We start from the raw sequence: 26,111 nt of genomic DNA, 5'->3' as shown, positions 1-26,111 counted from the left end.
AAAGAAGTACCCATGAGCTCGCCGTTCTACGTCGCCCCCGAACAGCAAATGAAAGACCGGGCCGACTTCGCCCGCAAGGGCATCGCCCGAGGTCGTTCGGTGGTGGTGTTGCAGTATGCCGACGGCATCTGCATGGTGGCCGAGAACCGTTCGCAGACCCTGCACAAGATCTCGGAGATCTACGACCGGATCGGCTTCGCCGCGGTCGGCAAGTACAACGAGTTCGAGAACCTGCGGATCGCGGGCATCCGGCACGCCGACATGCGCGGCTATTCCTACGACCGGGCCGATGTCACCGGCCGCGGGCTGGCCAACGCCTACGCCCAGTTGCTCGGCACGATCTTCTCCAGTGGTGGTGAGAAGCCCTACGAGGTCGAGTTGATCGTCGCCGAATTGGGCTCCGATCCCGGCCACGACGAGATCTACCGACTCACCTACGACGGGTCGGTGGCCGATGAGGCGAACTTCGCGGTGATGGGCGGTGCCACCGAGGCGATCAGCGCGGTGGTGGCCGAGGGTTACCACGACGACATCGCCCTCGACGACGCGGTGCGCCTGGCGGTACATGCTCTGGGCAGCGACAGTGCCGAACACCGCACCCTGGACGTGGATTCCCTCGAGGTCGCCGTCCTCGACCGCACCCGGGTGGCCCCGCGCAAGTTCCGCCGGCTGAATGACCGGACCCTGGCCGAGATGCTGGAACAGGCCTCGTGAACCAGCCCGCTCTGGGCCCGGTGGTGGTGATCGGTACCGGGCTGTTGGGTGCCTCGGTGGGTGCCGCGCTGACCGAGTTCGGCGAACGCGTGCAATTGCGCGATCGCATCGTCAGCCATGCCCGGGTCGCGGCCACCCTGGGCGCCGGATCACTGGTGCCGATCCCCGAGGGTGAGGTGAAGCTGGTGGTGGTCGCGGTGCCGCCGACCGCCCTGGCCTCGGTGGTCGCCGAGGCGCTCCTGGAGTACCCCTCGGCCGTGGTCACCGATGTCGGATCGGTCAAGGGCACCGTGCTGCGGCAACTCGCCGAACACTTCGGTGATGTCAGCCTGACCCGCTACGTCGGCTGCCACCCGATGGCCGGTTCCCACCTGTCCGGGCCGGTCACCGCCCGTCCCGACCTGTTCGTGGATCGCACCTGGGCGATCACCCCGCACCGGGAAGCGACCCCGGAGGCCCTGGACACCGTGCACCGGCTGGGGGAGGCCTGCGGTGGACGGGTGATCTTCCTCGACCCCGACGATCACGACGCAGCCGTCGCCCGGATTTCGCATCTGCCGCATCTGATGTCGGTGCTGATGGCCGATCATCTGCTGGACGTACCGCGGGAACACCTGTGGTTGGCCGGTCAGGGGGTGCGTGATGTCACTCGGATCGCCGGTTCGGATCCGGTGCTGTGGGAACAGATCATCACCACCAATGCCCGGGCCCTGCGTCCGGAACTGGAAGGGGTGCGCGAACGCCTCAACGAGGTGATCGAGGCCCTGGACAACCCGCCCTCGGACCGGGTGCGTAGCGTGTTGGAGGGAGCCCGGGCCGGAACCCGGCGAATCCCCGGCAAACACGGCGCCCCGCTGGTCGATTACGCCCAGGTCGTGGTGGAGATTCCCGACAGCCCGGGTGCGCTGGCCAAGCTGTTCACCGACATCTCCCAAGCCGGGGTGAACATCGAGGACGTGTCGATCGAACACGATCCGGTGCGTCGGGTGGGTTCGCTGTCGGTCGCGGTCGACCCCGAACGCCGGGGCGAGTTGGAGCGGCTGATGCGCGAGGCCGGCTGGTTCGTCGGCTGAACCGGCCCCCAGTGGACCGCAGCCTGTTACCGACACGTTGCCCGGACGCCACGGTTTCTTCGATTTGCCGGTTGTAGTGTGACTTTCGTGAGTGAACTGGTCGTGGCCATGGACGGCCCCAGCGGGTCGGGTAAATCATCGACGTCACGCGGGGTGGCGACCAGATTCGGATTCGAGTACCTCGACACCGGCGCAATGTACCGGGCGATGACCTGGGCGGTGCTGGAGGCGGGACTGATCGACGCCGGTCCCGAGGAGATCACCCGGGTGGTGCGCGAGGCCGACCTGGTGATGACCCGCGACCCGAACAATCCCCGGGTCGAGATCAACGGGCACGACGTCACCGAAGCGATCCGTGACCCGCGGGTGTCGGAGTCGGTATCGGTGGTGGCCACCATCCCGGCGGTGCGCGAGATCCTGATCGCCCGCCAGCAGGCCGAGATCGCCGAAAGCCCCGGCGGCATCGTCGCCGAGGGCCGCGACATCACCACGGTCGTGGCACCCGACGCCGATGTGCGGGTGCTGCTGGTCGCCGACCCCGAGGCTCGGGTCGCGCGCCGGCAGGCCGAACTGGACGGGGTCGACCAGGCCGACGTCACCGATCAGGTGCTGCGTCGCGACCGGGACGACTCGAAGGTCGCGGAGTTCCAGACCGCCGCCGACGGCGTACACGTCATCGATTCCACCTTCATCAATCTGGATCAGGTCATCGACCTGGTCTCCGAACTGGTTAGCGCAGCCCGCGACAGAAAGACGTAACCCGACCATGAGCCTCCTGACCCACCCCCATCAGCGCTCACTCGTCACCACCCGCCCCGCAGGAACCGGTCTGTTGACCGCCCTGCGTCCCTGGGCCGACTTCGGCCTGCGCCGGTGGTTCGACATCAGCACCGAAGGCACCCATCTGGTGCCGCCCGAGGGCCCGGCCCTGCTGGCGGTCAACCACCTCGGCGTGCTGGACGGCCCCCTGGCGGTGATCACCGCACCCCGGCCGACGATCGCCCTGGCCAAGGCCGATCTCTTCCGTGGCCTGGTCGGCCGAGTACTGACCTCGATGGGGCAGATCCCGGTGGACCGCAACACGCTCGACGTGGGCGCGATCCGCCGCTGTCTGGACGTGCTCGAGCGCGGCTACGCGTTGACGATCTTCCCCGAGGGCCGCCGCGCCACCGGTGACATGACCCGGCTGATGGGTGGCATCACCTACCTGGCGATGGTCACCGGTGCCCCGATCATTCCGGTGACCCTGCTCGGTACCCGGCTGCCCGGCCAAACCGCCAAGGAACTCCCCGGCCGCGGGGCCCGGATCCACATCGAGTACGGCGCGCCGATCACCGACGTACCCGAGCTGGCCTGGCCGCGCACCAGGCAATCGGTGGCGCAGTGGACCGGTGTGCTGGCCGACCGCCTCTCGGCCGAGGTGCGCCGGGTGGAGCTCAGCAGCGGGATGCGCTTACCGGGCGAACCCCTGCCACACTGAGCCGTACCGGGGTCAGTCGAGCTCGGTGGACTGCACCTTGCGGAAACGCTCGAGTTCGCCCCTCCAGTGCTGACGTTCTTCGTCGCTGAGGTCGTCGGCGGCGAGCATCTTCTCGATCCGGTCGGCCTCACGCTTGCTCAGGTCCTGCAACTGCTTGTTCAGGGCACGCAACTCCGCACCCAGGTCACGGCCGACAATCGGGGGAGGAATACGCGGATCCATGACCGCGAGTCTAGGCAGCGGATGGGTCGCAGCGGGCGTGTAGCCTGAGGGGTCGATTCGATCGAAGGAAATGTGATGAACGACAACCTGGACGCCCCGGGCTGGCACGACACCGAAGAAGCGGGCGCACTCGCACTGAAACCGGTCGTGGCGGTGGTCGGGCGTCCCAACGTCGGCAAGTCCACCCTGGTGAACCGCATCATCGGACGCCGCGCCGCGGTCGTCCAGGATGTGCCGGGAGTGACCCGCGACCGGGTCTCCTACGACGCGAACTGGAACGGACGCGAGTTCGTGCTGGTCGACACCGGAGGCTGGGTCTCCGATGCCCAGGGGATGGCCGCCCAGATCGCCGAACAGGCCGAGTTGGCGATCGCCGCCGCCGATGCGGTGCTGTTCGTGGTGGACGCCACCGTCGGCACCCTCGATGAGGACGAGGCGGTCGTCCAGGTGCTGCGCCGCTCGCACAAGCCGGTGGTTCTGGCTGCCAACAAGGTCGACGACCAGCGCACCGAGGCCGAGGCCGCGTCCATGTGGAACCTCGGCCTGGGGGAGCCGCACCCGGTTTCGGCCCTGCACGGGCGCGGGTCGGGCGACCTGCTGGACGCCCTGATGGAGGTCATCCCCGACGCCCCGACCGAAAGCGCCCCGGCCCCCGGTGGCCCCCGGCGGGTCGCCATTGTCGGTCGGCCGAATGTGGGCAAATCGAGCCTGTTGAACAAGCTGGCCCGCCAGGAGCGTTCGGTGGTCTCCGATGTCGCCGGCACCACCGTCGACCCGGTCGACGAGCTGGTCGAGATCGCCGGTGAGACCTTCCAGTTGATCGACACCGCCGGCATCCGGCGCCGGGTGAAGGAGGCCTCCGGGCACGAGTACTACGCCAGCCTGCGCACCGCGGCTGCGATCGAACGCGCCGAGGTGTGCATCGTGGTGATCGACGCCTCCGAACCGATCAGCGAACAGGACACCCGCATCCTGTCGATGGTCGAGGACGCCGGCCGTGCCCTGGTGATCGCCTTCAACAAGTGGGATCTGACCGATGAGGAACGCCGCCGCTACCTGGAACGCGAGATGGAACGCGACCTGGTGCAGTTCGGCTGGGCCGGACACGTGAACATCTCCGCGCTCACCGGCCGCAATGTCGACAAGCTGCAACGCGGCATCAACGAAGCCCTCGAATCGTGGGGCACCCGGATCACCACCGGCAAACTCAACGCTTTCCTCGGCCGGGTGGTGGCCGCCCACCCGCACCCGGTGCGCAGCGGCAAGCAACCTCGGGTGCTGTTCGGCACCCAGGCCCACGCCTGCCCGCCCACCTTCGCCCTGTTCACTTCCGGCACCATCGAACCGGGCTACCTGCGCTTCATCGAACGCCGCCTGCGCGAAGATTTCGGCTTCCGCGGCACCCCGGTGCACCTGGAGGTCCGCGCCAGGGAGAAACGCGGCAACAAGTCCGGAGGTAACCGGTGACCCCACAGGAGGATTCACAGATGGACGCACACGCCTGGGACGATCGCTACGCCGGCACCGAATCGGTGTGGAGCCCGATCCCCAATGTGTGGATCGCCGAACTGCTCGGCGAGCGCACCCCCGGCACCGCGGTCGATCTGGCCGCCGGTGAGGGCCGCCACGCCCTGTGGCTGGCCGGTTTGGGCTGGACGGTGACCGCGGTCGATTTCTCCGCCCAGGGCCTGACCAAGGGACGCGAAACCGCCGAACAGGTCGGGCTGGCCGACCGGCTCGACTGGGTGGTGGCCGATGTGGTGCACCAGGACTGGCCGGCCGGCCCCTACGACGCCGTGGTGCTCAGCTACCTGCAGGTACCGGCCGCCGAGCGGGCCATCGCGATGCAGCGGGCCGCTGCAGCCGTCGCCGAAGGGGGAGTCATGGTGGTGGTCGGCCATGACACCGCCAACCCCGAACACGGTCACGGTGGCCCGCAGAACCCCGAGGTGCTCTACAACGCCGACGACCTGTTGGCCGACCTGGCCGATACCGGCCTCACCGTGCAGATCGCCGAGATCCGCAAACGCAGCATCGAGGGGGCCCCGCGTCCGGCCCTGGACGTGGTGCTGCTCGCCACCCGCTGAGGTTCGATCGAGTTCAATCCGCAGCAGTGTCGAACTGGCTGCGGTACAAGGTGGCGTAGACGCCGTCGGCGGCCAGCAGATCGTCGTGACTGCCCGACTCGACCACATCGCCCCGGTCGAGCACCAGAATCCGGTCGGCGTCGCGAATCGTCGACAGCCGGTGCGCGATCACGAAGGACGTACGGCCCTCGGTCAACTCGGCCATCGCCTGTTGCACCAACACCTCGGTGCGGGTGTCGACCGAACTGGTCGCCTCGTCCAGGATCAGCATCGGGGCGTTGTGCACGATCGATCGCGCGATGGTCAGCAACTGCCGTTGCCCGGCCGACAGGGTGGTGGCATCGGTGAGCACCGTGTCCAAGCCCTCGGGCAGGGTGTTCACGTAGTGGTCCAGACCGATGTCGCGGCAGGCGCGTTCGATCTGTTCCCGGGTGGCGCCGGCGGTGTTGAAGGCGATGTTTTCTTCGATGGTGCCCTCGAACAGCCAGGTGTCCTGCAGCACCATGTCGAACATCGACCGCACCTCGGCCCGGGTCATCGCCGTGATCGGAACCCCGTCGATCCGGATCTCACCGGCATCGACCTCGTAGAACCGCATCAGCAGGTTCACCAAAGTGGTTTTCCCGGCCCCGGTGGGTCCGACGATCGCGATCGTCTCGCCCGGGACGAAGGATTCGGTGAAATCATGAATCACCGGACGGTCGGGGTCGTAACCGAAACGGACGTGGTCGAACTCCACCGCGCCGCGCACCGGGTCGGGCCGGGTCGCAGTGGGGTGTTCGGGCGGAAGCTCCTCGGCGTCCAGATACTCGAAAACCCGCTCCGAGGCCGCCGCGGTCGATTGCAGGTTGGTCGCGGCCTGGGCCAACTGCATCATCGGCTGGGTGAACAACCGGATGTAGAGCATGAAGGCCACGATCGTGCCGAAGGTGATCGACCCATCCAACACCAGCACCGCGCCGACCACGCAGACCGCGACATAGCCCAGGTTGCCCATGAACATCATCAGCGGCTGCATCAGCCCGGACACGAACTGCGAGCGCCATTCGGCTTCGGCGACCTCGTCATTGAGCCGGTCGAACTCGGCCCGTTCCCGGCCGACACCGTTGAAGGCCTTCACCACCAGATGCCCGGTATAGGTCTCCTCGACATGGCCGTTCAACTTGCCGAGCCAGCGTTGCCGGCCCCGGAAGTACTGCTGGGAGCGGCGCATGATCACCGACATGAAGGCGAAGCCGATCACCGAGGCCCCGACCGCGGCCAGGGTCATCCGCCATTCGGTGAAGGCCATCGCGAAGAACGCGCCGACGAACAGCACCGTCGAGGACACCAGGCCGATCAGGCTGTTCTGCATCGTTTGGCCGATGGTGTCGATGTCGTTGGTCAACCTCGACAGCAGATCACCGGTGCTGGAACGTTGGAAATACCGCACCGACAGCCGATTGGTCTTGGTCGCGATGCCGGTGCGCAGCGAACGGGTGGCGCGTTGGGTGAGCTGGGTGAGCAGCAAACCGCTGACCAGACTGAACACCGCACCGATCGCGAAGATGATCACCAGGAACCGGACGATGTCCATGATCGAGGGCATATCGATGTCGGCGCCCAACCCGGCCACGATCAGGTCGGTGATCTCGCTGATCTTGCCCGGCCCGATCAGGCGGGTGATCATGCTGACCGTCTCCAGGATCAGCGCCGCCACCATCATCGGCAGGAACGGTCGGGCGAAACGCACCAGCCGACGCATCGCGGTACCGAAACTCTTCGGTTTCTCACCACCCATCGCCATGCCGTGCGGGCCCCGACCGAACTGGCGGTCGGGTTCCTTCTGCACCTTCTCCGGGGCACTCATCGATCCAGCTCCTCGGCGCTGAGCTGGGACTCGGCGATCTCGCGGTAAACCGCGCAGGTTTCCATCAGCTCGTCATGGGTACCGACCCCGACCGTCCGGCCGAAATCGAGCACCACGATCCGATCGGCATGACGGATGGTGCCGATCCGTTGGGCCACCACCAGAGTGGTCACATCACCGGTCTCACGTTCCAGGGCGTCGCGCAACCCCCGTTCGGTGCGAAAGTCCAGCGCCGAGAAGGAATCGTCGAAGAGGTAGATCTGCGGATCGGAGGCCACTGCGCGGGCGATCGACAGGCGTTGGCGCTGCCCACCCGAGAAGGTGGTGCCGCCCTGGGCGACCTCACCGTCGTAGCCGATGTCGTCGCGGTCGACCAGATCGCGGGCCTGGGCGATCGCCACGGCCCTTTCCAGATCGGCCCGGGAGGCATTCGGTTTGCCGTAGCCGACGTTGTCGGTGATCGTGCCGGCGAACAGCACCGCCTTCTGCGGGACGTAGCCGATGGTTTCGCGCAGCGCCTCCTGGGTGTACTCGCGCACGTCCACCCCGTTCACCAACACCTGCCCGGAGGTGACGTCGTAGAACCGCGGCACCAGGTTCAGCACGGTGGTCTTGCCCGAGCCGGTGGCCCCGATGATCGCCACCGTCTCGCCCGGGTGGGCGATGAACGAGATGTCGTGCAGCACGTCCTCGGCGGCGCCGGGAAAGCGGAAACCGACATTGCGGAACTCCACGGTTCCGGCTCGATCGGGGTTCCCGGCGGTACGGGTGCCGTCGACGATGGTGGCCCGGGTGTTGAGCACCTCACCGATCCGGTTCGCCGACACCAGAGCACGCGGAGCCATCATGAACACCATCAGCAGCAGCATGAAAGCCATCACGACCTGCATCGCGTAGGCCATGAACACCACCATGTTGGAGAACACCGTCAACCGGTCGTTGAAGTCGGCGGGGCCGGTGATCGCGATGTCGCTGATCAGCAGCGCCCCGATCCAGTAGATGCCCAGGGTGAGGCCGTTCATCACCAGGAACATCGTCGGGTTCATCACCGTCAACGCCATATTGGCCTGCAGGGTGTTGCGGGTGAGGCGCTTGTTGGCGACGTCGAACTTCGCCTCCTGGAAATCCTCGGCCCGGTAGGCGCGCACCACTTGCAGGCCGGTGAGGCTTTCGCGCGCCACCCGGTTCACGTCGTCGGTGAGGGCCTGGGTGCGGCGGAAGCGGGGGAGTGCGTAGCTCATCATCGTCCCGATGATCACCAACATCACCAGCACCGTGGCGGCGGTCAGCGCGGTCCACTCCCAGTGGGTTCGACTGATCTTGGCCAGGGCCAGGATCGCCATCATCGGGGCTCGAATGATCACCATCATCGCGATCACCACCAGCAACTGCACCTGGGTGATGTCGTTGGTGGTGCGGTTGATCAGCGAGGGGGTGGAGAAGTCGCCGATTTCCTTGAGCGAGAAGTCCATCACCTTCGCGTAGACCCCGTGTCGCAGGCGCCGTGATACCGCGGCTGCCACCCGGGCGGCGGTGAAACCCACCACGATCGAGCAGGCCAGCGACCCCAGCGCGCACAGCAGCATCCAGCCGCCCTCGCGGAGCACCTGGGAGACCGTGCCACCGGGGGTCTGGATGATGACCGTCAACTCGGTCATGTATTCCGGGATGCGCAGATCCAGCCAGACCGCGCAGTAGATCAGCACCGCGTTGACGGCGATCAGCCCCCACTCGCCACGATGCAGGCTCCGCAGAACGGTTTTCACCACAATCTCCTGTCACTGGCCGACAGGCCATGGCAGAACGTGGTGGTGCCGGTCCATCGGGCGTCCATCATGACACCCCCGGAAAGCCCGCGGCCACCGGCGGCCATGGTGTGCCGTTGGTGGCCGGCCGGTGATCAGTCGGACGGGTCGGTCATCTCCATCGGCACCACCCATCGGTCGAAGTCCTCACCCGAAACCAGGTCCAACTCCAGTGCGGCTTCCCGCAACGAACCACCGGTGGCGTGCGCATGTTTGGCGATCTTGGCCGCATTGTCGTAGCCGATGTGCCGGTTCAGGGCGGTCACCAACATCAGGTTGGTCTCGAGGTTGTGCTCGATCCGCTCGGTGTTCGGCTCGATGCCGACCGCACAGTGATCGTCGAAGGCCGCACAGGCATCGCCGAGCAGCCGGATACTCTCCAACACCGCATGGGCCATCACCGGCTTGTAGACGTTGAGTTCGAAGTTGCCCTGGCTCCCGGCGAACCCGACCGTGGCGTCGTTGCCGAAAACCCGGGTGGCCACCATCGTCAGCGCCTCGGCCTGGGTCGGGTTCACCTTGCCGGGCATGATCGAGGAGCCGGGTTCGTTCTCCGGAATCAGCAACTCACCGATGCCGTTGCGCGGGCCGGAGGCCAGCCAGCGCACGTCGTTGGCGATCTTCATCAGCGCCATCGCCAGCACCCGCAGCGCCCCGCTGAGGGACACCAACTCGTCGTGGGAAGCCAGGGCACGGAACAGGTTCTGGTTCTGGACGAAGCCGTGCCCGGTTTCGGTGGCGATCAACGCCGCGGCGGTCCGTCCGAAGTCGGGGTGGGCGTTCAGGCCGGTACCGACCGCGGTGCCACCGATGGCCAGGCGCAGCACGGCCTGTTCGGCGTGCATGATCTGGGCCAACGCGAAGTCGATCTGGGCGACCCAGCCGGAGATCTCCTGGCCCAGGGTGATCGGGGTGGCGTCCTGCAGGTGGGTGCGGCCCACCTTCACCACATGCGAGAACTCGGTGGCCTTGGCGGCCAGGGTGTCGCGCAACTGCCGCACCCGGCGGTACAGGAACTCGTGCAGGTCGAGCACCACCGCGATGTGCATCGCGGTCGGGAAGGTGTCGTTGCTCGACTGCCCCCGGTTGACATGGTCGTTGGGGTGAATCGGGGTCTTGGAGCCCAACTCGCCGCCCAGGATCTCGATCGCCCGGTTGGCGATCACCTCGTTGGCGTTCATATTCGACTGAGTGCCCGACCCGGTCTGGAACACCACCAGCGGGAAGTGATCGTCCAGGTCACCGGAGATCACCTCGTCGGCGGCGCTGATGATGGCCTCGATCTCGTTCTCGGCCAGGGGCAGTTGGCCGAGCTGGGCATTGGCCCGGGCCGCGGACTTCTTCAGGATGCCCAACGCCCGCACGATCGAGCGTCCCCACACGAAGGTGTCGCGGCCGATCGGGAAGTTGTGGATGCTGCGTTCGGTCTGTGCGCCCCAGTAGCGGTCGGCGGGCACCTCGACGGTGCCCATGCTGTCGGACTCGATGCGGGTCTCCATACCCCGAGCCTAACCAGCCACCCATGAGGGAGTCCCGGGGTGGGTGATGGGGCTGGCTCAGGGTGCGCTCAGGCCCGTGCCAGGGCTGATCCCGACGTACCCGACCGCAGGCGGCTCCTAGGTTCGGCACCGGGACACACGAACGGAGCAGAGATGGTGTTTCGGATGGTGCGCGCGGACGTGCGCCGCAACCCGGCCCTCACCGGCACCCTGGTGGTGCTGATGATGATGTCGGTGATGCTCGCCTGCGCCAGCGCCGGACTGTTGGCCCGGGCCGTCGGAGCCGGTGATCGACTGTTGGCCACCGCCGACGCCCCGGACGTGGCCCAGATGCACGCCGGCCCGATGCGGGCCTCCGACATCGAAGCCTGGGCCGGTCGGCGCGACGATGTCGCCGCCCACCAGACCCAGTTGTTGTTGGGCATCGACAACGCCCAACTGTGGTTCGACCAGGAATCACAGGCCCAGAGCATTCAACAGAACTCCCTGGTGGTGCCCAACGGAGAACGCGACCTGCTGCTCGACCTGCAGGGACGCCCGATCACCGAGGTGGCACCGGGCACCATCTGGCTGCCGGTGATCTACCAGGTCGAGCACGGTCTGCAACCCGGCGCCACGGTGACGGTGACCGCGCCGGACGGATTCCGTCATGAGTTGCGGGTCGCGGGGTTCATGCGGGACTCGATCATGAACACCGGCATCGCCAGTTCGAAGCGCCTCGCGGTGCATCCCGACGACCTGGCCGCGGTTCGGGCCCACACCGGCACCCCCGAGTACCTGATCTCGTTCTGGCTCACCGACCCGGCCGAGCTCGAACCGTTCAAGAAGGCCTACCTGGACTCGGGCCTGCCCCATGTCGGCCCGATGATCGATTCGGCGGCCTTCCGGGCCTTCAACATGATCAGCGAGGGCCTGGTCGCCGGAGTCGTGATCCTGGGGGCGTTGATGCTGATGATCGTCGGACTGTTGTGCCTGCGACTGGCCTTCCGAGCCGCCATCCACAACGACCGACGCGAGATCGGGGTGCTCACCGCGGTGGGCGTGCCGACCCGGGCGATCAAGGGCATCTACCTGGCCAAGTACGGCTCGATCGGTGCGGCTGCCTCCTTGTTCGGCCTGTTCGCCGGCTGGGCGCTGGCGCCGGCGATGTCGCGCAACCTCGACCGCTACCTCGGTGAGAGCGGGGGATTCGCGCCGGTACTGGTGCCCGTGTTGGTGGCTGTGGCGGCTTTCGGACTGATCATGGTGTCGCTGCACACTCTGTTGCGTCGGTTCAACCGGCTCAGTGCGGTCGAGGCGCTGCGCTCGGGCACCGTTGGTTCCGGCGGCGGTCGCGCACCGGTGTCACTGCACTCCTCGGTGTTGCCGACCCAAGTCACCCTGGGCGTGATCGACCTGCTGAAGCGGCCGCTGATGTACGTGCTGCTGTTGGTGGTGTTCATGGTCAGCGCCTTCATCGTGGTGGTACCCACCAGTGCCGCCACCACTCTGCGCGCACCCCAGTTCATGACCAACCTGGGCGTCGGCGATGCTGACCTCGGCCTGACCCTGCAACACGCCGGGCAGCAGAGCGCGTCCACCTACGCCGAAGTGCTGGCCCGCCTTTCGGAGGATCACGATGTCGCCGAGTACGCAGCCCTGATCACCACCAGGCACGACCTGACCACCAGCGAGGGGGAGCCGGTCAGCCTGTATGTCGCCAACGGCGACCACGCAATCCTGCCGGTGACCTACGCCGAGGGACGGGCCCCGACCGCCGAGCACGAAATCGCGGTCTCATTGCTCGCCCTGGCCCAACTCGGCCACCGGGTCGGCGACACGATCACCCTCGATGTGGACGGGCACCCTCGCGACCTGACCATCGTGGGCAGCTACCAGGACATCACCCATGGTGGCAAGACCGCACGAGCGATGCTGCCGACAAAAGGCGCCGAGGTGATGTGGTACTCGTTCGCGGTCAAACTCCAGACCGGCGTCGATGCCGAGGCCAAGGCCACCGCGTATCGGGTCAGCGGTACCGGCCTGCGGTCCTGGACGATGAGCGAGTTCCGCGACCAGCAACTCGGGCCGATCAGCAGGCAGGTCACCGGGGCCGCGGTCATCTCCGTCGGGGTGGCGGTGGCTCTGGCAGCGATGATCACGGTGATGTTCACCCGCATGTTGTTGGCCGGTGACACCGCCCCGATCGCGATCCAACGGGCGCTCGGGGCGGGTGACTCCGGAATCCGCACCCAATACCTGACCCGGATCCTGGTCGTGTTGCTGCTTGGGGTTCCCCTGGGCATCGTCGCGGCCCTGACCGCCGGCCAGGCCATGTTCAACCTGATGTTCGAGGGCATGTTCGGCGGCCTGGAATTCCTGTTTCGGGGCACCAGCCGCATCGAGTTCGTCAGCAACCCGCTGCTCAGTGCGGTGGCCCTGCCCGCGGTGCTGCTGCTCACCGTGGCCGCCGCCACCGTGGCGAGTTGCACGACCATCACCCGCACCACCATCAACTCCCTGGTCCGCGAATGACCGCCACGACAACCGGAACGAAAGAAGACCCGATGAGCACCGTGCTGACCGAACCCGGCCACACCGACAACCCCGCCGGTGAGGCGATCCTGCAAGCCCGCGGGGTGGTGAAGACGTTCGGTGCGGCCACCGTGGTGCACGGGGTCGACCTGGAAGTGGCTCGCGGCGAGTTCGTCAGCGTGATGGGCCCGTCCGGGAGTGGGAAGTCGACCCTGCTGTACTCGATCAGTGGGATGGATGCCCCCAGTTCGGGCAGCGTCACCCTGGCCGGCACCGAGCTGACCGGGCTGAAACCCCGTCGGCTGGCCGAACTGCGGCTCACCGAGATGGGCTTCGTCTTCCAGCACGTGCACCTGCTGCGCAACCTGTCGTTGCTCGACAATGTGGTGCTGCCCGCCCGACTCGCCAAGACGGGCAACCGCGAGGAAATCACCCGCCGCGGGCTGGAGTTGATGGAACGCACCGGGGTGGCGGCGCTGGCCGACCACGACATCACCCAGGCCTCCGGTGGCCAGTTGCAACGGATCGGCATCTGCCGGGCGCTGATCAATCGGCCGAGCATCATCTTCGCCGACGAACCGACCGGCGCCCTGGACTCGGCCGCGGCCACCGACATCATGCAGATCCTCGGCGACCTGCACGCCGAGGGCACCACGATTGTGGTGGTCACCCACGATCCCGCCGTGGCGGCCCGCAGCCAGCGCCTGGTCTACATGCGTGATGGTCTGATTCGGGCCGAACTGGGTCTCGGCCGGTTCGAACCGGGCGCCGATGCCGAAGAGGAGCTGTATGCCCGCCGGGTGCAGGTGCAGAACTGGCTTCAGAGCCAGCACCTGTGAACCCGCCGTCCCGGTGTTGGCAATCGAATCTCTCAGATGCGTCCCGAACCATGCCGCGCCGGAAGCAGTTTCGGTTGCCGATGGCAACGAATTCTCGACCCGATAACACTTGTGCCAACTCCGAGAACTTTTTTCTTGGTACTTAGGGTCGCCTGACTAGTGTTGAAATATGTCGACTCGAAATGTGGCCGACCGGACGACGCTGATTCTGCTGGGGGCCGGGGGTGATTTGACCGAACGTCTGTTGCTGCCCGGATTGGGGCAGGCCCTGACCCGGCAACCGGACATGAATCTGCGCTTGATCGGTGCCGCGCGCAGCGACCACGAGGATTGGCGCGACCACGTGCGCGGGGCCCTGGAGTCGGCCGGGATCGACCTCGAGGTGCCGTCGGTGCAACGCTTGGTGAACGACACCGTGTACATCCCCACCGATGCCACCGACCCGCAAGAACTGGACGAGTTGCTGGAAGGCCGCACCACCGACCGGACGATCATCTACTGCGCCCTGAGCCCGAGAGTCACCGAGGATTTCCTCGATGCCCTGCTCGAGGTGGAGTTGCCCCAGCGACTCGAGCTTGCCCTGGAGAAGCCGATCGGTATCGATCAGGCGGCGGCCCGGCGGGTCAACCTGAAAGCCGAGCAACTCGTCGGTGCCGGCTCGGTGTTCCGGGTGGATCACTTCCTGGGCATGGCGGCGGCCCGTGACCTGCTGGGGCTGCGGCTGACCAATCGCGTCCTGGAACCGGTGTTGAACTGCGAACACGTGGCCGGGATCGAGATCGTGTTCAACGAATCGATCGGCCTGGAGGGGCGTGCGGAATTCTACGAGCAGACCGGCGCGATCGTGGACATGCTCCAATCGCACCTGCTGCAGGTGATGGCGCTGCTGCTGGTGCCGCCACCCAACAGTCTGCTGAGCGATGAGTTGCCCACCCAGATCGGGTACCTGTTGGAACAGACCGAACTGGCCGGTGCACCGAGCGAGGCAGTGGTGGCCGGCCGCTACACCGCCGGTGAGGTGGACGGTCGGCAGTTGCCCGGCTACTTGGAGGAGGCCGGCACCGACCCCGACGGGAAGGTCGAAACCTACGCCCGACTCGCGTTGCGGGTGAACAACTGGTGCTGGTCGGACATCCCGATCACCATCGAATCGGGCAAGGCGATCGGCTCATCCCGAAAAGAAGTTCTGGTGCGTTTCAAGCCCGCCCTGCACGAGTACCCGAACTTCGGTGCCGTACCCGTCAACACGCTGCGGCTGAGTTTCGAGGACAGCGCGATGGCCCTGCGACTCAACACCGCCTCACCGGACGGCGAGGTCAACACCCTGGAACTGGCCTGTCAGGGTGTCGGACCGGAATGTTCGGCCTACGGGTGGGTGATGACCTGGCTGCTGGAGAACAATCGATCGTTCTCGGTGGCGGCTCGGGCCGCCGAGCAGGGCTGGCGGATCATCCAGCCGGCACTGGACGCGATCGCCTCCGGGGAGGTTCCGATTCAGGACTACCCGGCAGGAACCGTCGACCCGCTGCGCTGAGGCCCTTTCAGCCCTCGCTGTCGAGGTGCGCCTCGACCCGTTCTACCTTGGCGGTGAGTTGCCCGGTGTAGCCGGGGCGGATGTCGGCCTTCAACACCAACGAGACCCGGTTGCCGTACTTGGCGCAGGCCTCGGTGGCGCGGCGCACCACGTCCATGCACTCGTCCCACTCACCCTCGATGGTGGTGAACATCGCATCGGTGCGGTTCGGCAGGCCGGATTCACGCACGATCCGGACGGCCTCGGCGACCGCCTCGTGAACCGATTCGTGACCGGCGGGGGCTACGGAGAAGGCAACAAGCATGGCCTCATCGTGTCAGGCTCCCCGCCCGGTTCTCGGGCAGGGCGGCGCGCTCGGCGAGCCGCACCCGCAGGTTGCCGAGCAGGTGCAGCACCAGCGACATGACCAGGAAGGCGATCAACACGATGCCGGTCACCACCAGCACGGTGTTCCAGTTGCTCGGCGGTCGCGGGTCGAGAAAGCTGTAGGGGTACCAGTGCACGATCGCCCCGCGAATCCAGGTGTAGGCCAGGAAGGCCGCCGGGTAGGCGACCCAGGCCAGCACCCGCCAGAGCCGGGCGCGAACCCACATGGTGACCAGCACCCAGTCGAGGAAGGCGAACCATGGTGCGAGCCGGTGCAGGGCCAGGTTCGTCCAGGTGATGTCCCAACTCCACACCTCGCTCGCGGGTGCGACCAGGAGCGCGTAGACGATGCCGGTCATCACCAGGTAGAAGGCCAAAGCGCCCCGCAGGTGATCCCACCAGTGGGGGAGTCGTGCCCGGGCGACCAGGGCTCCGATGATCAGCACCGCCGCGAACACCAGGTTCGATTGGATGGTGAACATCGAGAACAGTTGCACCACGGTGGAGTCCCCGGCCCCGGTGGCCGACTGGTAGGTGTTGTAGCCCACCGCAGCCAGCGCGAAGAGCCCCATCAGTAGTCGCAGGATGCGCACCCAGGGACGGTCGGGGGAGAGGACCCGGTTCACCGTCGATTCGGTGGCGGGTCGAGTCAGGTCGCCGGACATGGGCACACCTTAGCCAGCACCACGCCCACCGAGCGGTAACCCGACGACAGAAGACCGCTCGTCCGGCGCTGTCTCAGGCGTCGATCACCTGCAGTGTTTCGTCCTCGAGTTCGACCTGTACATCGATCCGCAACCGCCGCAGGAAAGCGTCGTCGTGGCTGACCACGATCAGTCCACCCCGATAGTTGTCCAGGGCCGAGACGAGTTGATCGATGCTCGCCAGATCGAGATTGTTGGTCGGCTCGTCGAGCACCACCAACTGATTCGGCGGTTCGGCGAGCAGCAGTGCAGCAAGGGCCACCCGAAAGCGCTCGCCACCGGACAGGGTCGCGACCGGGCGGGTGATGCTGTCGCCACGAAACAGGAACCGGGCCAGGTTGGCACGCAGTGTTTCGGGTTCGGTGTTCGGGGCGTGGGCCCGGACACTGTCGATGATGCTGAGGTTGTCGTCCAGGTGGTCGAGTCGCTGCGGCAGGTAGCCGATTCGGTCGGTGTGCGCGATGGCGGTGAGGGGTCCGACGGTGGCCCGAGCGGGGTGGATGAGCTTCTCCATCAGGCGGGTCTTGCCGGCGCCGTTGCGTCCGATCAGGGCCAGTCGTTCCGGACCCTGCACGGTGACCGTGGTGCCGTGTTCGTCCCAGAACTCGGCCAACCGGCGCGAAGCATGTACGCCGGGGTCCGGCAGGTCGATCCGAATCCGGTTGTCGCGGCGGATGCGCTGGTGCTGCTCATCGACGTCCCGGCGCGCAGCCGCGATCTTCTCGTCGTGTTCGCCGCGCAGCTTGCCGGCCGACACCTGCGCTTCGGTCTTGCGTTGGTTCATGACCATTCTCGGCTTGCGCTTGTTCTCGAAGTCGGTGCGGGCGTATCTCTGCCGACGGGCCAGTTTCGTTTCGGCCTCGATACGTTGGCGTTGCTCGGTCTTGAGCTTTTGATGGGCGTTGCGCAGTGCCTGTTCGGCTGCTGCCTGTTCCCGGGCGAGGTATTCCTGGAAATCGGTGAAGCCACCGCCGAAGACCGTCAGGGCGCCGGCGTGCAGTTCTGCGGTGTCGTCCATCAGGTCGAGCAGGGTGACGTCGTGGCTGACCACGATCAGTGCGCCAGGCCAGACCTGCAGGGCGTCGTAGAGACGGTGGCGCGCCGGTCGGTCCAGATTGTTCGTCGGCTCATCGAGCAGCACCACCTGATCGCCGCTCAGTTGCAAGCCCGCCAGGGCGACCAACAGGGTCTCGCCACCGGAGAGCGTGCCGACGCGGCGGTCGAGTTCGATGCTGGTCAGGCCGATCGCGTCCAGGCATGCCCGAGCCTTGGCCTCGACGTCCCAGTCGTCGCCGATGGCCTCGAAGTGCCTCGGGCTCGGGTCGCCCGCCTCGATGGCATGCAGCGCCTCGACCGTGGCACCGACCCCCAACAGATCGACCACTGTGGCGCGGGTGCGCAAAGTGAGGATCTGGGGCAGCCGGCCAACCCGGCCGGATACGGCGATGGTGCCCGAGGTGGGCCGAAGCTCGCCGTGGATCAACCGCAGCAGGGTGGTCTTGCCGGTGCCATTGGCCCCGACCAGGCCGGTGCGTCCCGGGCCGAAAGCGGCAGTGATGCCGGTCAGGGCCGGTGTGCCGTCCGGCCAGATGAAGGAAACGTCGTCGAGGACGACGGAAGGATGGGAGAAATGCATGAGGCTCCTGGATTGTCAGCGGATGGCGCTGACAGCGGAGCCTTCGGACGGGCTGCTACGACGTCAGCGCACGGGGTGCGGGAAGACGGTCGTGAATCAGCACGATGAGAAGTCCTTGTTCGGGGATGCTGTGTCTCATCGTAGGTCGAGCCCTGCGTAGGTGCGAGCCATTTATTGGCCCCGACCTTCAAGGGCGCTGAGCGGTGCGGCACATGTGCGCAGTTGTTCGTGGGCGACAAAGCGGTCCTTCCGCTACGACTCCCGGTTGCTCCGGCACTTCCTAGAGTGACGGCGCGCAAGCGCAATTGTGCCCAGCAACGAACGGAGGCACTTTCATGGTCGTAACTGCTTCGGGGTCGTCTGTTTGGTCCGATGGGTGGGTGGATTCATCCCTGCAGCGCCAGGTGCTCGAAGACTTCGCCGACTTGATCGTGAAGCACTATGTCTTCAGCGACCTCGCCCGGGTCTGCGCAGACGAGCTGCGGGCCACGGCCACGAACGAGGACGGAGTTCGTGCCTCACGGTTCGCAAAGCACCTCACCCACCGGCTGCGTCTCCATGACCGTCACTTCTCGGTCATGTGGGGTCAGCCGGACCGACCCGGCGTCACGACCACTGAGCAACAGGCGGCGGAGGCGATGAGCTTTCAGCGTCGCGGACGGGGAGGTGTCCTGGCGATTCACCGGTTCGATGACATCGCTGATCCGGCCTGCGCGGACCTTGCCCGTCAATCGCTCGGGTACCTGGGAGATTGCGATTATGCGGTGATCGATGTTCGTGACAATGACGGCGGCTGGCCCTCCATGGTCGAGTATCTGCTCGCTCCGTTGCTCGGTGCCGATCCGGTGCATGTCCTCACCTACCGGAGTGCTGGGCGATCTCGCGTCGCCATGACCCGCCCCGATCCCTCCATCAGGAGTCTGGCGACGCTGCCGGTCGTGGTCGTGGTGAACAACCGCACCGCATCGGCGGCCGAGAGCCTGGCCTACGCCTTGCAGTCGTTGTCACGTGCCACGATCGTTGGCATCCCGAGCGTCGGTGCAGCGAATCCCGTCGATCTGTTCGCGCATCCGTCCGGCTTCCACATCTACATCTCGACCGGGGCACCCATCGATCCTCGAACCGGGACCAACTGGGACCAGGTTGGTGTGCTGCCAGATGTTGTCATACGGGACGAAGCGTCGGTGCTCGACATCGCCCTGGAGATTGCGTCCACGGAATGCTGATGGGCGTTCCGGTCCATCAAGCGGCGCCGAAGGTGTGGTCGAAGGTGAACCAGGCGTTGTCGAGATAGGGCTTGCCAAGGATGGGGTTCGTGATGCCGAAGGCCAGATCCTCAAGCCATCGGCAACGGGCGTGGAAGCGGACGCGACGGAGCTCATCATCGGTCAGAGGACCGTTCAGGGTCTCGCTGACAAAGCCCGCCGCGGCGGGTCCGAGATCTCGGTAGATGGAGCCGATATCGCGCGCAGGGTCGGCCAGCGCCACATCGGACCAGTCAAGAATGCCGCTCAGCGCTCCGCGGTCGTTGATGAGGATGTGTTCCGCGCCCAAGTCATTGTGCTGAGCGGATGCCAAGGCTCGGGAGGGTGGCGGCGGTTCGTCCAGGAATGCACCCACGAGGCGAGCTTGGCTGTCGGTGAGTCGAGGCCGCACCGTGTGGTACGTGTGCAAGGCGTCTGTGTGCCACTCCTGGTTGGGATACCGGTCGATCAGAAGTCGAGAGGCAGGAAGGCACTCTCGGAGAGCGGACAATGCGTCGATGAGCGCCGCAAGGATGGCCGGGGACGTCCGCTGGGTCAGGTGCATCAGGGGTGTGCCACGAAGACGTCTGTAGGCGAAGATCCCCAGATCCGCCTCGTGTAGATCCGGTGTTGGCGTCGGGGTCGAGGTCGCCCGCGCAAGGGCGTTGAGCAACTCGACCTCGCGGCTGACGGATTCAACATCATCGGAGTACCGAACTATGTAGTCCTCGACAGCCCACGTCGTGTTCTCGGCCCCACGGGAGATCAGGGTTGGCTCAGCGCTGGGCGACCACAATCGACCGCGTCTTCCGACCTCCGACAACAGGGCTCGGTCCCGTGGGCTCACTGCAGATGTCATGGGCTTCCTCTACCGGCCTCGGCACACTCTGACGGCGACGATGGTGATGTGGCCAATGGTGGGCCCGTCTTCTTCAGCAGCCGCGTCATGCCAGCCGCTGCTGCAAAGCGAAGTCGTCGGCCACCGCGTCCTCCTCCGTCCAGGGAACCCAGGTCTTGTGCTGCAGGTGCCAAGCCACAGATTGCGATACCCGTTCCCGGAGGTCCGGACCGCCCCGAAACAGGAGTTTCTCCGCCAGGCGGGTATCGGCAACCACGTGCTGTTTGTGCGTCCTCGTCAGCACAAGATCGGGTGGCACGGCATCCTCCGCGACGGCAACGAGGTCGACCTCGAGGCTCATGGCCGCGGCGATCTGGGACATCCACTGTTCGATGGAAGGTGTCACCGATTCGGCGATGTTCATGATCGTTCCCTGTGTTGCGGGGTTCTCGATGGCCCTCGTGACGACCTCTGCGACATCGTCGACGTGCGCACGACTCCAGAGCAGGTTTCCCGCGCCGATCGGGATCTCACGCCGACCCGACGCCAGGCGGCGGAGAAGGAAGCCTTCGCGGCATTGCGGGTCCCGTGGGCCATAAACCATCGGCAATCGCAGGATGCAGGCTCCTCGCTCGGACCAAACCGCTTCCACGTCGATCTTCTCGTAGTCGTCCGACACTCCCGGCTGTGACTCACCGCGGTAGAGGTAGCGACGCGAGCGGAGCGCGGAATCTTCTCGCAGGGGTAGGGGAGCGACGGCACGGCCGGCGAGGAAGCCATCGAAGGCTTCGTAGACGTCCAGGCTCGACAGGACGACCGCAGGGATGTCGGCCGGCAGATTGGCGACGGCCACTTCCGCGTCGCGCCGCGTGAGTGCATACGTGTCGATGAGTGCCTCCGGGCAGAAGGATGCGAGCTCGCGCCGGACGGCGCCGAGATTCGACCGATCGGTGTGAATGTGATGTGTCCGGTCGAGATCGGATGGCTCGGTTCGGCCCCGGTGGCAGATGGCCACGGTGTGTCCGTGATCGATCAGGGTGCGTGAGATTGCGTGGCCGATGAACGATGTCCCGCCCAGTACCAGGATGCGCACTGTTACCGCCTTTCGGCGCGCCCTCGTGGCGGGCCTTGGTACTGCGGATGGTGGGGCCTGCTGCCCTCTCTCGGCGATCGCCCCGGGGCAGCAACTTCGTCGCCCTGGCTCGACTGTACCGCGCGCACCCACCGCCTAGCTTGGAAAACCGAGCTCTCGGGGCAGCAGCTCTCAGGGCCGCACGGTTCCCGCTGATGTGATCGGCACCGCTGGGTGGGCCGTTGCCATCTCATCGGAGGAAGGGCCATTCGTGCAGAACCACGCCATCATCGTCGGTGCAGGCATCGGGGGTCTCGCGACCGCCATCGCGCTCGGCAAGACAGGCTGGAGTGTGACCGTCCGGGAGCGGGCTGACATACCAACCACCGGTGGAACCGCGGTGGGTATGTGGCCCGAGGCGATGCGCGCGCTCGATGCCATCGGCGTGGGCGACACGGTGCGTCGGCACAGCGCCCTCAGCCACGGCGCAACCATTCTGGACCCGAGTGGACGGCTCATCGCCCGCGTCCCTTCTTCTCGGAGTGCTCACCTGATCGCGAGGGAGCGCCTCGTGCGCATATTGCTCGACGCAGTGCCACCCAACACCATCCACTGGTCCCGCGAGGTGAAACCAACCGACTCCTTGCCGGAGTCGGATCTCGTGGTCGGTGCCGACGGCATACACAGCGCTGTCAGACTGCGCACCTGGGGGTCACCGGTCGAGCGTCCGCTGCCCACGATCGCCTTCAGGGGAGTCGTGGACCGGGGAGTGGAAGCGGTCACCGAGACATGGGGGCGCGGCGCCTTGTTCGGGATCACACCGACCGGTGACGGACGGACGAACTGGTTCGCGTGCCTACGGCACAGCCACCTCGAACAGAGCGGTGCCGATGACGTGCAGACGCTTCGCCGGCGCTTCTCCGAGTGGCATCTGCAGATTCGTCGGGTTCTGGACGGGATCAGCAGTGGGGACGTCGACCGACGATGCTTGGCCGATGTGTCATTGCGACACCCCTATTTTCGTGGCAACACCGTTCTGGTCGGCGACGCCGCTCATGCCATGGCACCGAACCTTGGGCGTGGAGCCTGCGAAGCCTTGGTCGACGCGGTCGTCCTCGCTCAAGCGCTCCGCAGCAGTGGAACCATTCGCCAAGGCCTGCGCCGCTATGACAGAGCCCGTCGCGCGCCGACTCGTCGAATGGTTGCCATGGCGAGGATCCTGAACAGAGTTGCCACCGCCGACCAAGGTGCTCCAGCCCGAGATCGAATGCTCAGGCTCGGGCTGCGGAGCTGGTAGCGGTGCGCTCGACGGAACCCGACGAGGATCATGAAGAAGTCGCTCTCCGACGACTCCCAACCTTTTCCACGCGGTCATATTATGACTCCATGACGGCGGACGCGTCAGCTCCGGAGCCTGCCTCACGTCCCGCTCCCTGGGTGCTCGATGGCCTCTTGGGCATCGGCGTGACTCTCGTCGTGTCCCTGTTCATTGCTGCCGATATCGACAGCGCGGACCCCGACGGGTGGGCCTACCTGTGGGCGGTCGGCCTGGGTGCACTCATGCTGGCCCGACGGCGCTACCCGTTGATCGTGGTACTCCTGACTGCAGGCGGTGTCATCGCGTACTACGCGTCCGGCTACCCGGCGATCGGCGTATCGGTGCCACTGGCGGCGGCAGTGTTCTCGGCCGCCGAGTACGGCCGAGCCGCAGCAGCGATCGTCGCGTCCGCGTCAGTGTTGGCCATCTCCATCGGGTACCGACTCGCCATCGGACAGGCCCCGGCCCTGGTGGTGGGCTATGAACTGCCCGGACACGCGCTGCTGCTGGCCGGGGCAATCGCGTTCGGGGACAACGTGAGGTCGCGCAGACAACTTCGTCACAAATCCTCCCGGATCGCGGATCTCACCTTGGACCGCTACGCACGCCAGGCCGAGCAGCGGGCGATGTCCGAACGTCTCTCCATCGCGCGAGAACTGCACGATTCGGTCGGGCACGCCTTGACGGTGGTAACGCTCCATACCCAGATCGCGGAGGAAGCTATGGAATCCGCCAAGCTCTCCGAAGCCGACAATGCGGTGGCCCGCGAAGCGCTGGCGGTCATCGCGAGCACGACCTCAACAACCTTCGAAGAAGTGCGCCGCACCGTCGCCAACCTTCGGAAGGAAGAGTCCGCCGGCCGGCCACTCCTTCGGATCAGCGATCTTGAGTCCGCCGTCCTGCCGGCCAAGCAGGCCGGCCTGGAGGTCCACGCGCGCGTTGACGTTCATTCGCAGTTGCCACCCCCTGTCGAAGCCGCAGTGTTTCGAGTCGTACAGGAGTCCATCACCAATGTCGTGCGGCATGCAGCGGCCGCACGTGTGGACGTGGATGTCAGACAAACAGCCGACGCGGTGACCGTCAGCGTCGTCAATGACGGCAACTCTGGCTCGGCCCGGCCCACCGAGCATCGAAACGACCGAGGAAGCGGCCTGGCCGGCATGCGGGAGCGCACCCAGCTTCTCGGCGGCACTTTCGACGCGGGACCACAGGAGGCCGGATTCGCCGTGCGCGCGTCCTTTCCGGTGGTGGTGCAGACATGACTTCCGTCGTTCTTGTGGATGATCAGGATTTGGTTCGCGCCGGCCTGCGCACCCTGCTTTCGCGAGATGACAGCATCCGAGTTGTTGCGGAGGCCACGGACGGCCGCAGCGGTGTCGAAGTCGTCCGCAGGTACAGACCCGACGTGGTGTTGATGGATCTTCGCATGCCGGTGATGGACGGCATCGAGGCGACAGAGGTGATCCGCGCCGACGAGCAACTGGAAGACACCCACGTCGTCGTCCTGACGACCTTCGACGCTGACACCGACATCGTCCGTGCCATCCGAGCCGGCGCGGTCGGTTATCTGCTCAAGAACACAACCCGTGACGACCTGCGCGACGCCGTTACCCGGGCCGGCCGAGGAGAGAGACTGCTCTCGCCGGCGATCATCGAACGGTTGATGGGCCTGGTCGCATCCGGACGCGCCGCCGCGACTCCGGACCCCCGGCTCGCTTTGCTCAGTGCCAGGGAGATCGAGGTTCTCACCAGGATCGGGCACGGGGACACCAATGATGAGATTGCGGCCGTCCTACACCTCAGCCCGGCGACCGCCCGCACGTATGTCAGCCGAATCCTCGCGAAGATCGGCGCCCGGGATCGCCCGGAGTTGGTGGTGATTGCCCACCGATCCGGGCTGGTCACGTCCTGAACGCCGCTGCATCGCCTCTTGCTCGCTGACGTAGGGGCTCGGATGTTGATCGGGATGTCTTCCGAATGCGACCGGGATTGTCGTTCCAGCACGGACGATCGGCACCGGCCCTGCTGCCTACCTTGTGGCCCATGAGCTATGAAACACCTCGTCCAAACACCATGTCCGCGCGACGAAACCGCCTCGGTCTGCCGATCGTGGCACTGATCGGGCTGGCCGCCGTCGGAGTCATCAGGGTCGTCCTGCATGACTTGCATGTGATCGAAGAGGGCAGCGGGATCACCTGGATTCTTGCGATCGGTCCGGTGGCGCTGTGGGTCGCCGTCGCTGTCATCAAGAAAGTCCCCAGCCCATTTCTCACGGTGTTGGTGATCGGAGTGATCTTCGGGGTCATGCTCGTCACCACCCATCAGGTGCTCTGGGACTTCGCATACCGGGGCAATCCGCCGTCCCTGGGCGATGGGCCGGGTGCACGGGTGATTCCACGTATCGCCGCCATTCCGAGCGGCCTGTTCGTCGGAGCTCTGATCGGCGCCATTGGTGGCATGGTCGCCTGGGGAATCCAGGCGATCTCCGGCCGTAAAACGTGCTGATGCGTCCCTCGACGAACAAGGAATCTCAGATGAGTGAATCTCCCGAGGACGCGCACACCGACGAGGCGTACCCGCAACCCGCACAGTCTCCGGAGCCGGCACAGCCTCGCCCCACCAAGCCCCCGAGTACCTGGCGGTCCATCGGTGTCGGTGCGCTCGGCTTGGTCGCGGGGTTGTTGGTGGCACTGCTCCTTCAGGACCTGATCGCCATGGTCTTCGCGCTGAGCGGAGGTTCTGCCCCGGTGGGTGCCGCCGTGGTGATCGGTTCGTTCACGCCGATCATTGCGGTGACCGGTGTCATCGTTGCCCTGTTCATCGACCGACGAATCCGCACGCGTCGTCGGGAGGGTGCTTAGGACGGATCGGACCTTGCGACGCCAACCGGCAATATCTTGAGGTTCTGCACGGTGTGGGTCCCAACCATGTGTGACCAACTTTTGTGACCAGTGTTTGTGACCAAAGACAGGAAATGCCGATCTCTCACCATCGGAGAGATCGGCATTCGCCGTTGTCGGAGCAAATTTCGCTCGGTCGGGCTGACAGGATTTGAACCTGCGACCCCTTGACCCCCAGTCAAGTGCGCTACCAAGCTGCGCTACAGCCCGCCGGTGTCGCTGACACCGAGGAGACAATGTACACGTCTTCGGGGGTGGGGCGCATCTCGGCACGCTCTGCGGAAAGTCCCACACCACGCCCGGGACTGACCATCGATCCGTGCGGGCGATCCCTCTACGTTGATTTCCTGATCGCTTCCGCATCGGCGGCGGTCGTCCAGGGCCGGCACCAGGCGTGCGCCGATGTGTGGGCCTCGA

General features: G+C 66.1%; 24 protein-coding genes and 1 tRNA gene. 15 read left to right on the top strand and 10 right to left on the bottom strand.

The window, feature by feature from the left end:
* Positions 1-12 precede the first annotated feature (12 nt).
* The 4 genes from prcA (at position 13) to ACR4XW_RS13220 (ending at position 3,267) form a co-directional block, all read left to right on the top strand.
* The gene (prcA, locus tag ACR4XW_RS13235; RefSeq protein WP_434761032.1) at positions 13-714 is read left to right on the top strand and encodes a proteasome subunit alpha; all 702 of its coding nucleotides are present in this window, start codon (positions 13-15) and stop codon (positions 712-714) included.
* Positions 711-1,787, top strand: a complete 1,077-nt coding sequence (locus ACR4XW_RS13230; RefSeq protein ID WP_434761031.1) for a prephenate dehydrogenase — start codon at positions 711-713, stop codon at positions 1,785-1,787. Before prcA ends, ACR4XW_RS13230 begins: the two co-directional genes overlap by 4 nt.
* A 108-nt stretch (positions 1,788-1,895) precedes the next feature.
* A complete protein-coding gene (gene cmk / locus ACR4XW_RS13225; protein WP_434761183.1) occupies positions 1,896-2,546 on the top strand; it encodes a (d)CMP kinase in 651 nt (216 codons plus the stop codon).
* A 7-nt stretch (positions 2,547-2,553) separates the two neighbouring features.
* Positions 2,554-3,267 (top strand): lysophospholipid acyltransferase family protein, encoded by a 714-nt coding sequence (locus tag ACR4XW_RS13220; RefSeq protein WP_434761030.1) that lies wholly within the window; start codon positions 2,554-2,556, stop codon positions 3,265-3,267.
* A 12-nt stretch (positions 3,268-3,279) separates the two neighbouring features.
* Here the strand turns inward: ACR4XW_RS13220 and ACR4XW_RS13215 are convergent, their stop codons facing one another.
* Positions 3,280-3,489 carry a hypothetical protein gene (locus ACR4XW_RS13215; RefSeq protein WP_434761029.1) on the bottom strand — a complete coding sequence of 70 codons (210 nt, stop codon included), beginning with the start codon at positions 3,487-3,489 and terminating at the stop codon, positions 3,280-3,282.
* 75 nt (positions 3,490-3,564) lie between these two features.
* On the opposite strand from ACR4XW_RS13215, the gene der reads away from it, so the two are divergent.
* Positions 3,565-4,956 (top strand): ribosome biogenesis GTPase Der, encoded by a 1,392-nt coding sequence (gene der / locus ACR4XW_RS13210; RefSeq protein WP_434761028.1) that lies wholly within the window; start codon positions 3,565-3,567, stop codon positions 4,954-4,956.
* Between the two features lie 20 nt (positions 4,957-4,976).
* Entirely contained in the window at positions 4,977-5,576 is a 600-nt protein-coding gene (locus ACR4XW_RS13205; RefSeq protein ID WP_434761027.1) for a class I SAM-dependent methyltransferase, read from the top strand.
* Between the two features lie 13 nt (positions 5,577-5,589).
* On the opposite strand, the gene ACR4XW_RS13200 is transcribed toward ACR4XW_RS13205, so the two are convergent.
* From ACR4XW_RS13200 to fumC, 3 genes are all read right to left on the bottom strand, one after another.
* Entirely contained in the window at positions 5,590-7,425 is a 1,836-nt protein-coding gene (locus ACR4XW_RS13200) for an ABC transporter ATP-binding protein (RefSeq protein ID WP_434761026.1), read from the bottom strand.
* Positions 7,422-9,191: an ABC transporter ATP-binding protein gene (locus ACR4XW_RS13195; protein WP_434761025.1), complete on the bottom strand. Its 1,770-nt coding sequence runs from the start codon at positions 9,189-9,191 to the stop codon at positions 7,422-7,424. Before ACR4XW_RS13195 ends, ACR4XW_RS13200 begins: the two co-directional genes overlap by 4 nt.
* 134 nt (positions 9,192-9,325) lie before the next feature.
* Positions 9,326-10,729, bottom strand: coding sequence for a class II fumarate hydratase (gene fumC / locus ACR4XW_RS13190; protein ID WP_434761024.1), 1,404 nt, complete (start codon positions 10,727-10,729; stop codon positions 9,326-9,328).
* A gap of 153 nt (positions 10,730-10,882) precedes the next feature.
* Here fumC and ACR4XW_RS13185 point away from each other — a divergent pair, with 153 nt between their 5' ends.
* From ACR4XW_RS13185 to ACR4XW_RS13175, 3 genes are all read left to right on the top strand, one after another.
* Positions 10,883-13,243 (top strand): ABC transporter permease, encoded by a 2,361-nt coding sequence (locus ACR4XW_RS13185; RefSeq protein WP_434761023.1) that lies wholly within the window; start codon positions 10,883-10,885, stop codon positions 13,241-13,243.
* Positions 13,244-13,275: 32 nt separating this feature from the next.
* Positions 13,276-14,082, top strand: coding sequence for an ABC transporter ATP-binding protein (locus ACR4XW_RS13180; protein WP_434761022.1), 807 nt, complete (start codon positions 13,276-13,278; stop codon positions 14,080-14,082).
* A gap of 169 nt (positions 14,083-14,251) precedes the next feature.
* Positions 14,252-15,616 (top strand): glucose-6-phosphate dehydrogenase, encoded by a 1,365-nt coding sequence (locus ACR4XW_RS13175; RefSeq protein ID WP_434761021.1) that lies wholly within the window; start codon positions 14,252-14,254, stop codon positions 15,614-15,616.
* A gap of 7 nt (positions 15,617-15,623) precedes the next feature.
* On the opposite strand, the gene ACR4XW_RS13170 is transcribed toward ACR4XW_RS13175, so the two are convergent.
* The 3 genes from ACR4XW_RS13170 to ACR4XW_RS13160 form a co-directional block, all read right to left on the bottom strand.
* Positions 15,624-15,920: a thiamine-binding protein gene (locus ACR4XW_RS13170; protein WP_434761020.1), complete on the bottom strand. Its 297-nt coding sequence runs from the start codon at positions 15,918-15,920 to the stop codon at positions 15,624-15,626.
* A gap of 4 nt (positions 15,921-15,924) precedes the next feature.
* The gene (locus ACR4XW_RS13165; RefSeq protein ID WP_434761019.1) at positions 15,925-16,647 is read right to left on the bottom strand and encodes a Pr6Pr family membrane protein; all 723 of its coding nucleotides are present in this window, start codon (positions 16,645-16,647) and stop codon (positions 15,925-15,927) included.
* A 73-nt stretch (positions 16,648-16,720) separates the two neighbouring features.
* Positions 16,721-18,322: an ABC-F family ATP-binding cassette domain-containing protein gene (locus tag ACR4XW_RS13160; protein ID WP_434761018.1), complete on the bottom strand. Its 1,602-nt coding sequence runs from the start codon at positions 18,320-18,322 to the stop codon at positions 16,721-16,723.
* Positions 18,323-18,702: 380 nt separating this feature from the next.
* On the opposite strand from ACR4XW_RS13160, the gene ACR4XW_RS13155 reads away from it, so the two are divergent.
* Complete coding sequence (locus ACR4XW_RS13155) at positions 18,703-19,548, top strand: S41 family peptidase (RefSeq protein ID WP_434761017.1); 846 nt, start codon at positions 18,703-18,705, stop codon at positions 19,546-19,548.
* A gap of 16 nt (positions 19,549-19,564) precedes the next feature.
* Here the strand turns inward: ACR4XW_RS13155 and ACR4XW_RS13150 are convergent, their stop codons facing one another.
* Entirely contained in the window at positions 19,565-20,425 is an 861-nt protein-coding gene (locus ACR4XW_RS13150) for a phosphotransferase family protein (protein ID WP_434761016.1), read from the bottom strand.
* A gap of 85 nt (positions 20,426-20,510) precedes the next feature.
* Positions 20,511-21,497 carry an NAD-dependent epimerase/dehydratase family protein gene (locus tag ACR4XW_RS13145; protein WP_434761015.1) on the bottom strand — a complete coding sequence of 329 codons (987 nt, stop codon included), beginning with the start codon at positions 21,495-21,497 and terminating at the stop codon, positions 20,511-20,513.
* A gap of 250 nt (positions 21,498-21,747) precedes the next feature.
* On the opposite strand from ACR4XW_RS13145, the gene ACR4XW_RS13140 reads away from it, so the two are divergent.
* From ACR4XW_RS13140 to ACR4XW_RS13120, 5 genes are all read left to right on the top strand, one after another.
* Complete coding sequence (locus ACR4XW_RS13140; RefSeq protein ID WP_434761014.1) at positions 21,748-22,773, top strand: FAD-dependent monooxygenase; 1,026 nt, start codon at positions 21,748-21,750, stop codon at positions 22,771-22,773.
* Positions 22,774-22,862: 89 nt separating this feature from the next.
* Positions 22,863-24,056: a sensor histidine kinase gene (locus ACR4XW_RS13135; protein WP_434761013.1), complete on the top strand. Its 1,194-nt coding sequence runs from the start codon at positions 22,863-22,865 to the stop codon at positions 24,054-24,056.
* The gene (locus tag ACR4XW_RS13130) at positions 24,053-24,706 is read left to right on the top strand and encodes a response regulator (protein ID WP_434761012.1); all 654 of its coding nucleotides are present in this window, start codon (positions 24,053-24,055) and stop codon (positions 24,704-24,706) included. The genes ACR4XW_RS13135 and ACR4XW_RS13130 overlap by 4 nt, the downstream gene beginning before the upstream one ends.
* Before the next feature lie 131 nt (positions 24,707-24,837).
* The gene (locus ACR4XW_RS13125) at positions 24,838-25,299 is read left to right on the top strand and encodes a hypothetical protein (RefSeq protein ID WP_434761011.1); all 462 of its coding nucleotides are present in this window, start codon (positions 24,838-24,840) and stop codon (positions 25,297-25,299) included.
* A gap of 29 nt (positions 25,300-25,328) precedes the next feature.
* Entirely contained in the window at positions 25,329-25,655 is a 327-nt protein-coding gene (locus ACR4XW_RS13120) for a hypothetical protein (protein ID WP_434761010.1), read from the top strand.
* A gap of 175 nt (positions 25,656-25,830) precedes the next feature.
* On the opposite strand, the gene ACR4XW_RS13115 is transcribed toward ACR4XW_RS13120, so the two are convergent.
* Positions 25,831-25,904: transfer RNA gene (locus ACR4XW_RS13115), tRNA-Pro, on the bottom strand.
* Between the last annotated feature and the right edge of the window lie 207 nt (positions 25,905-26,111).

Source organism: Pseudenemella bisphenolivorans (genome assembly GCF_051133435.1).
In the GTDB taxonomy this organism is placed as follows: domain Bacteria; phylum Actinomycetota; class Actinomycetes; order Propionibacteriales; family Propionibacteriaceae; genus JAAYAO01.
Note: the sequence above shows the minus strand (reverse complement) of the source record. Positions and strands in the feature narration are given on the sequence as shown.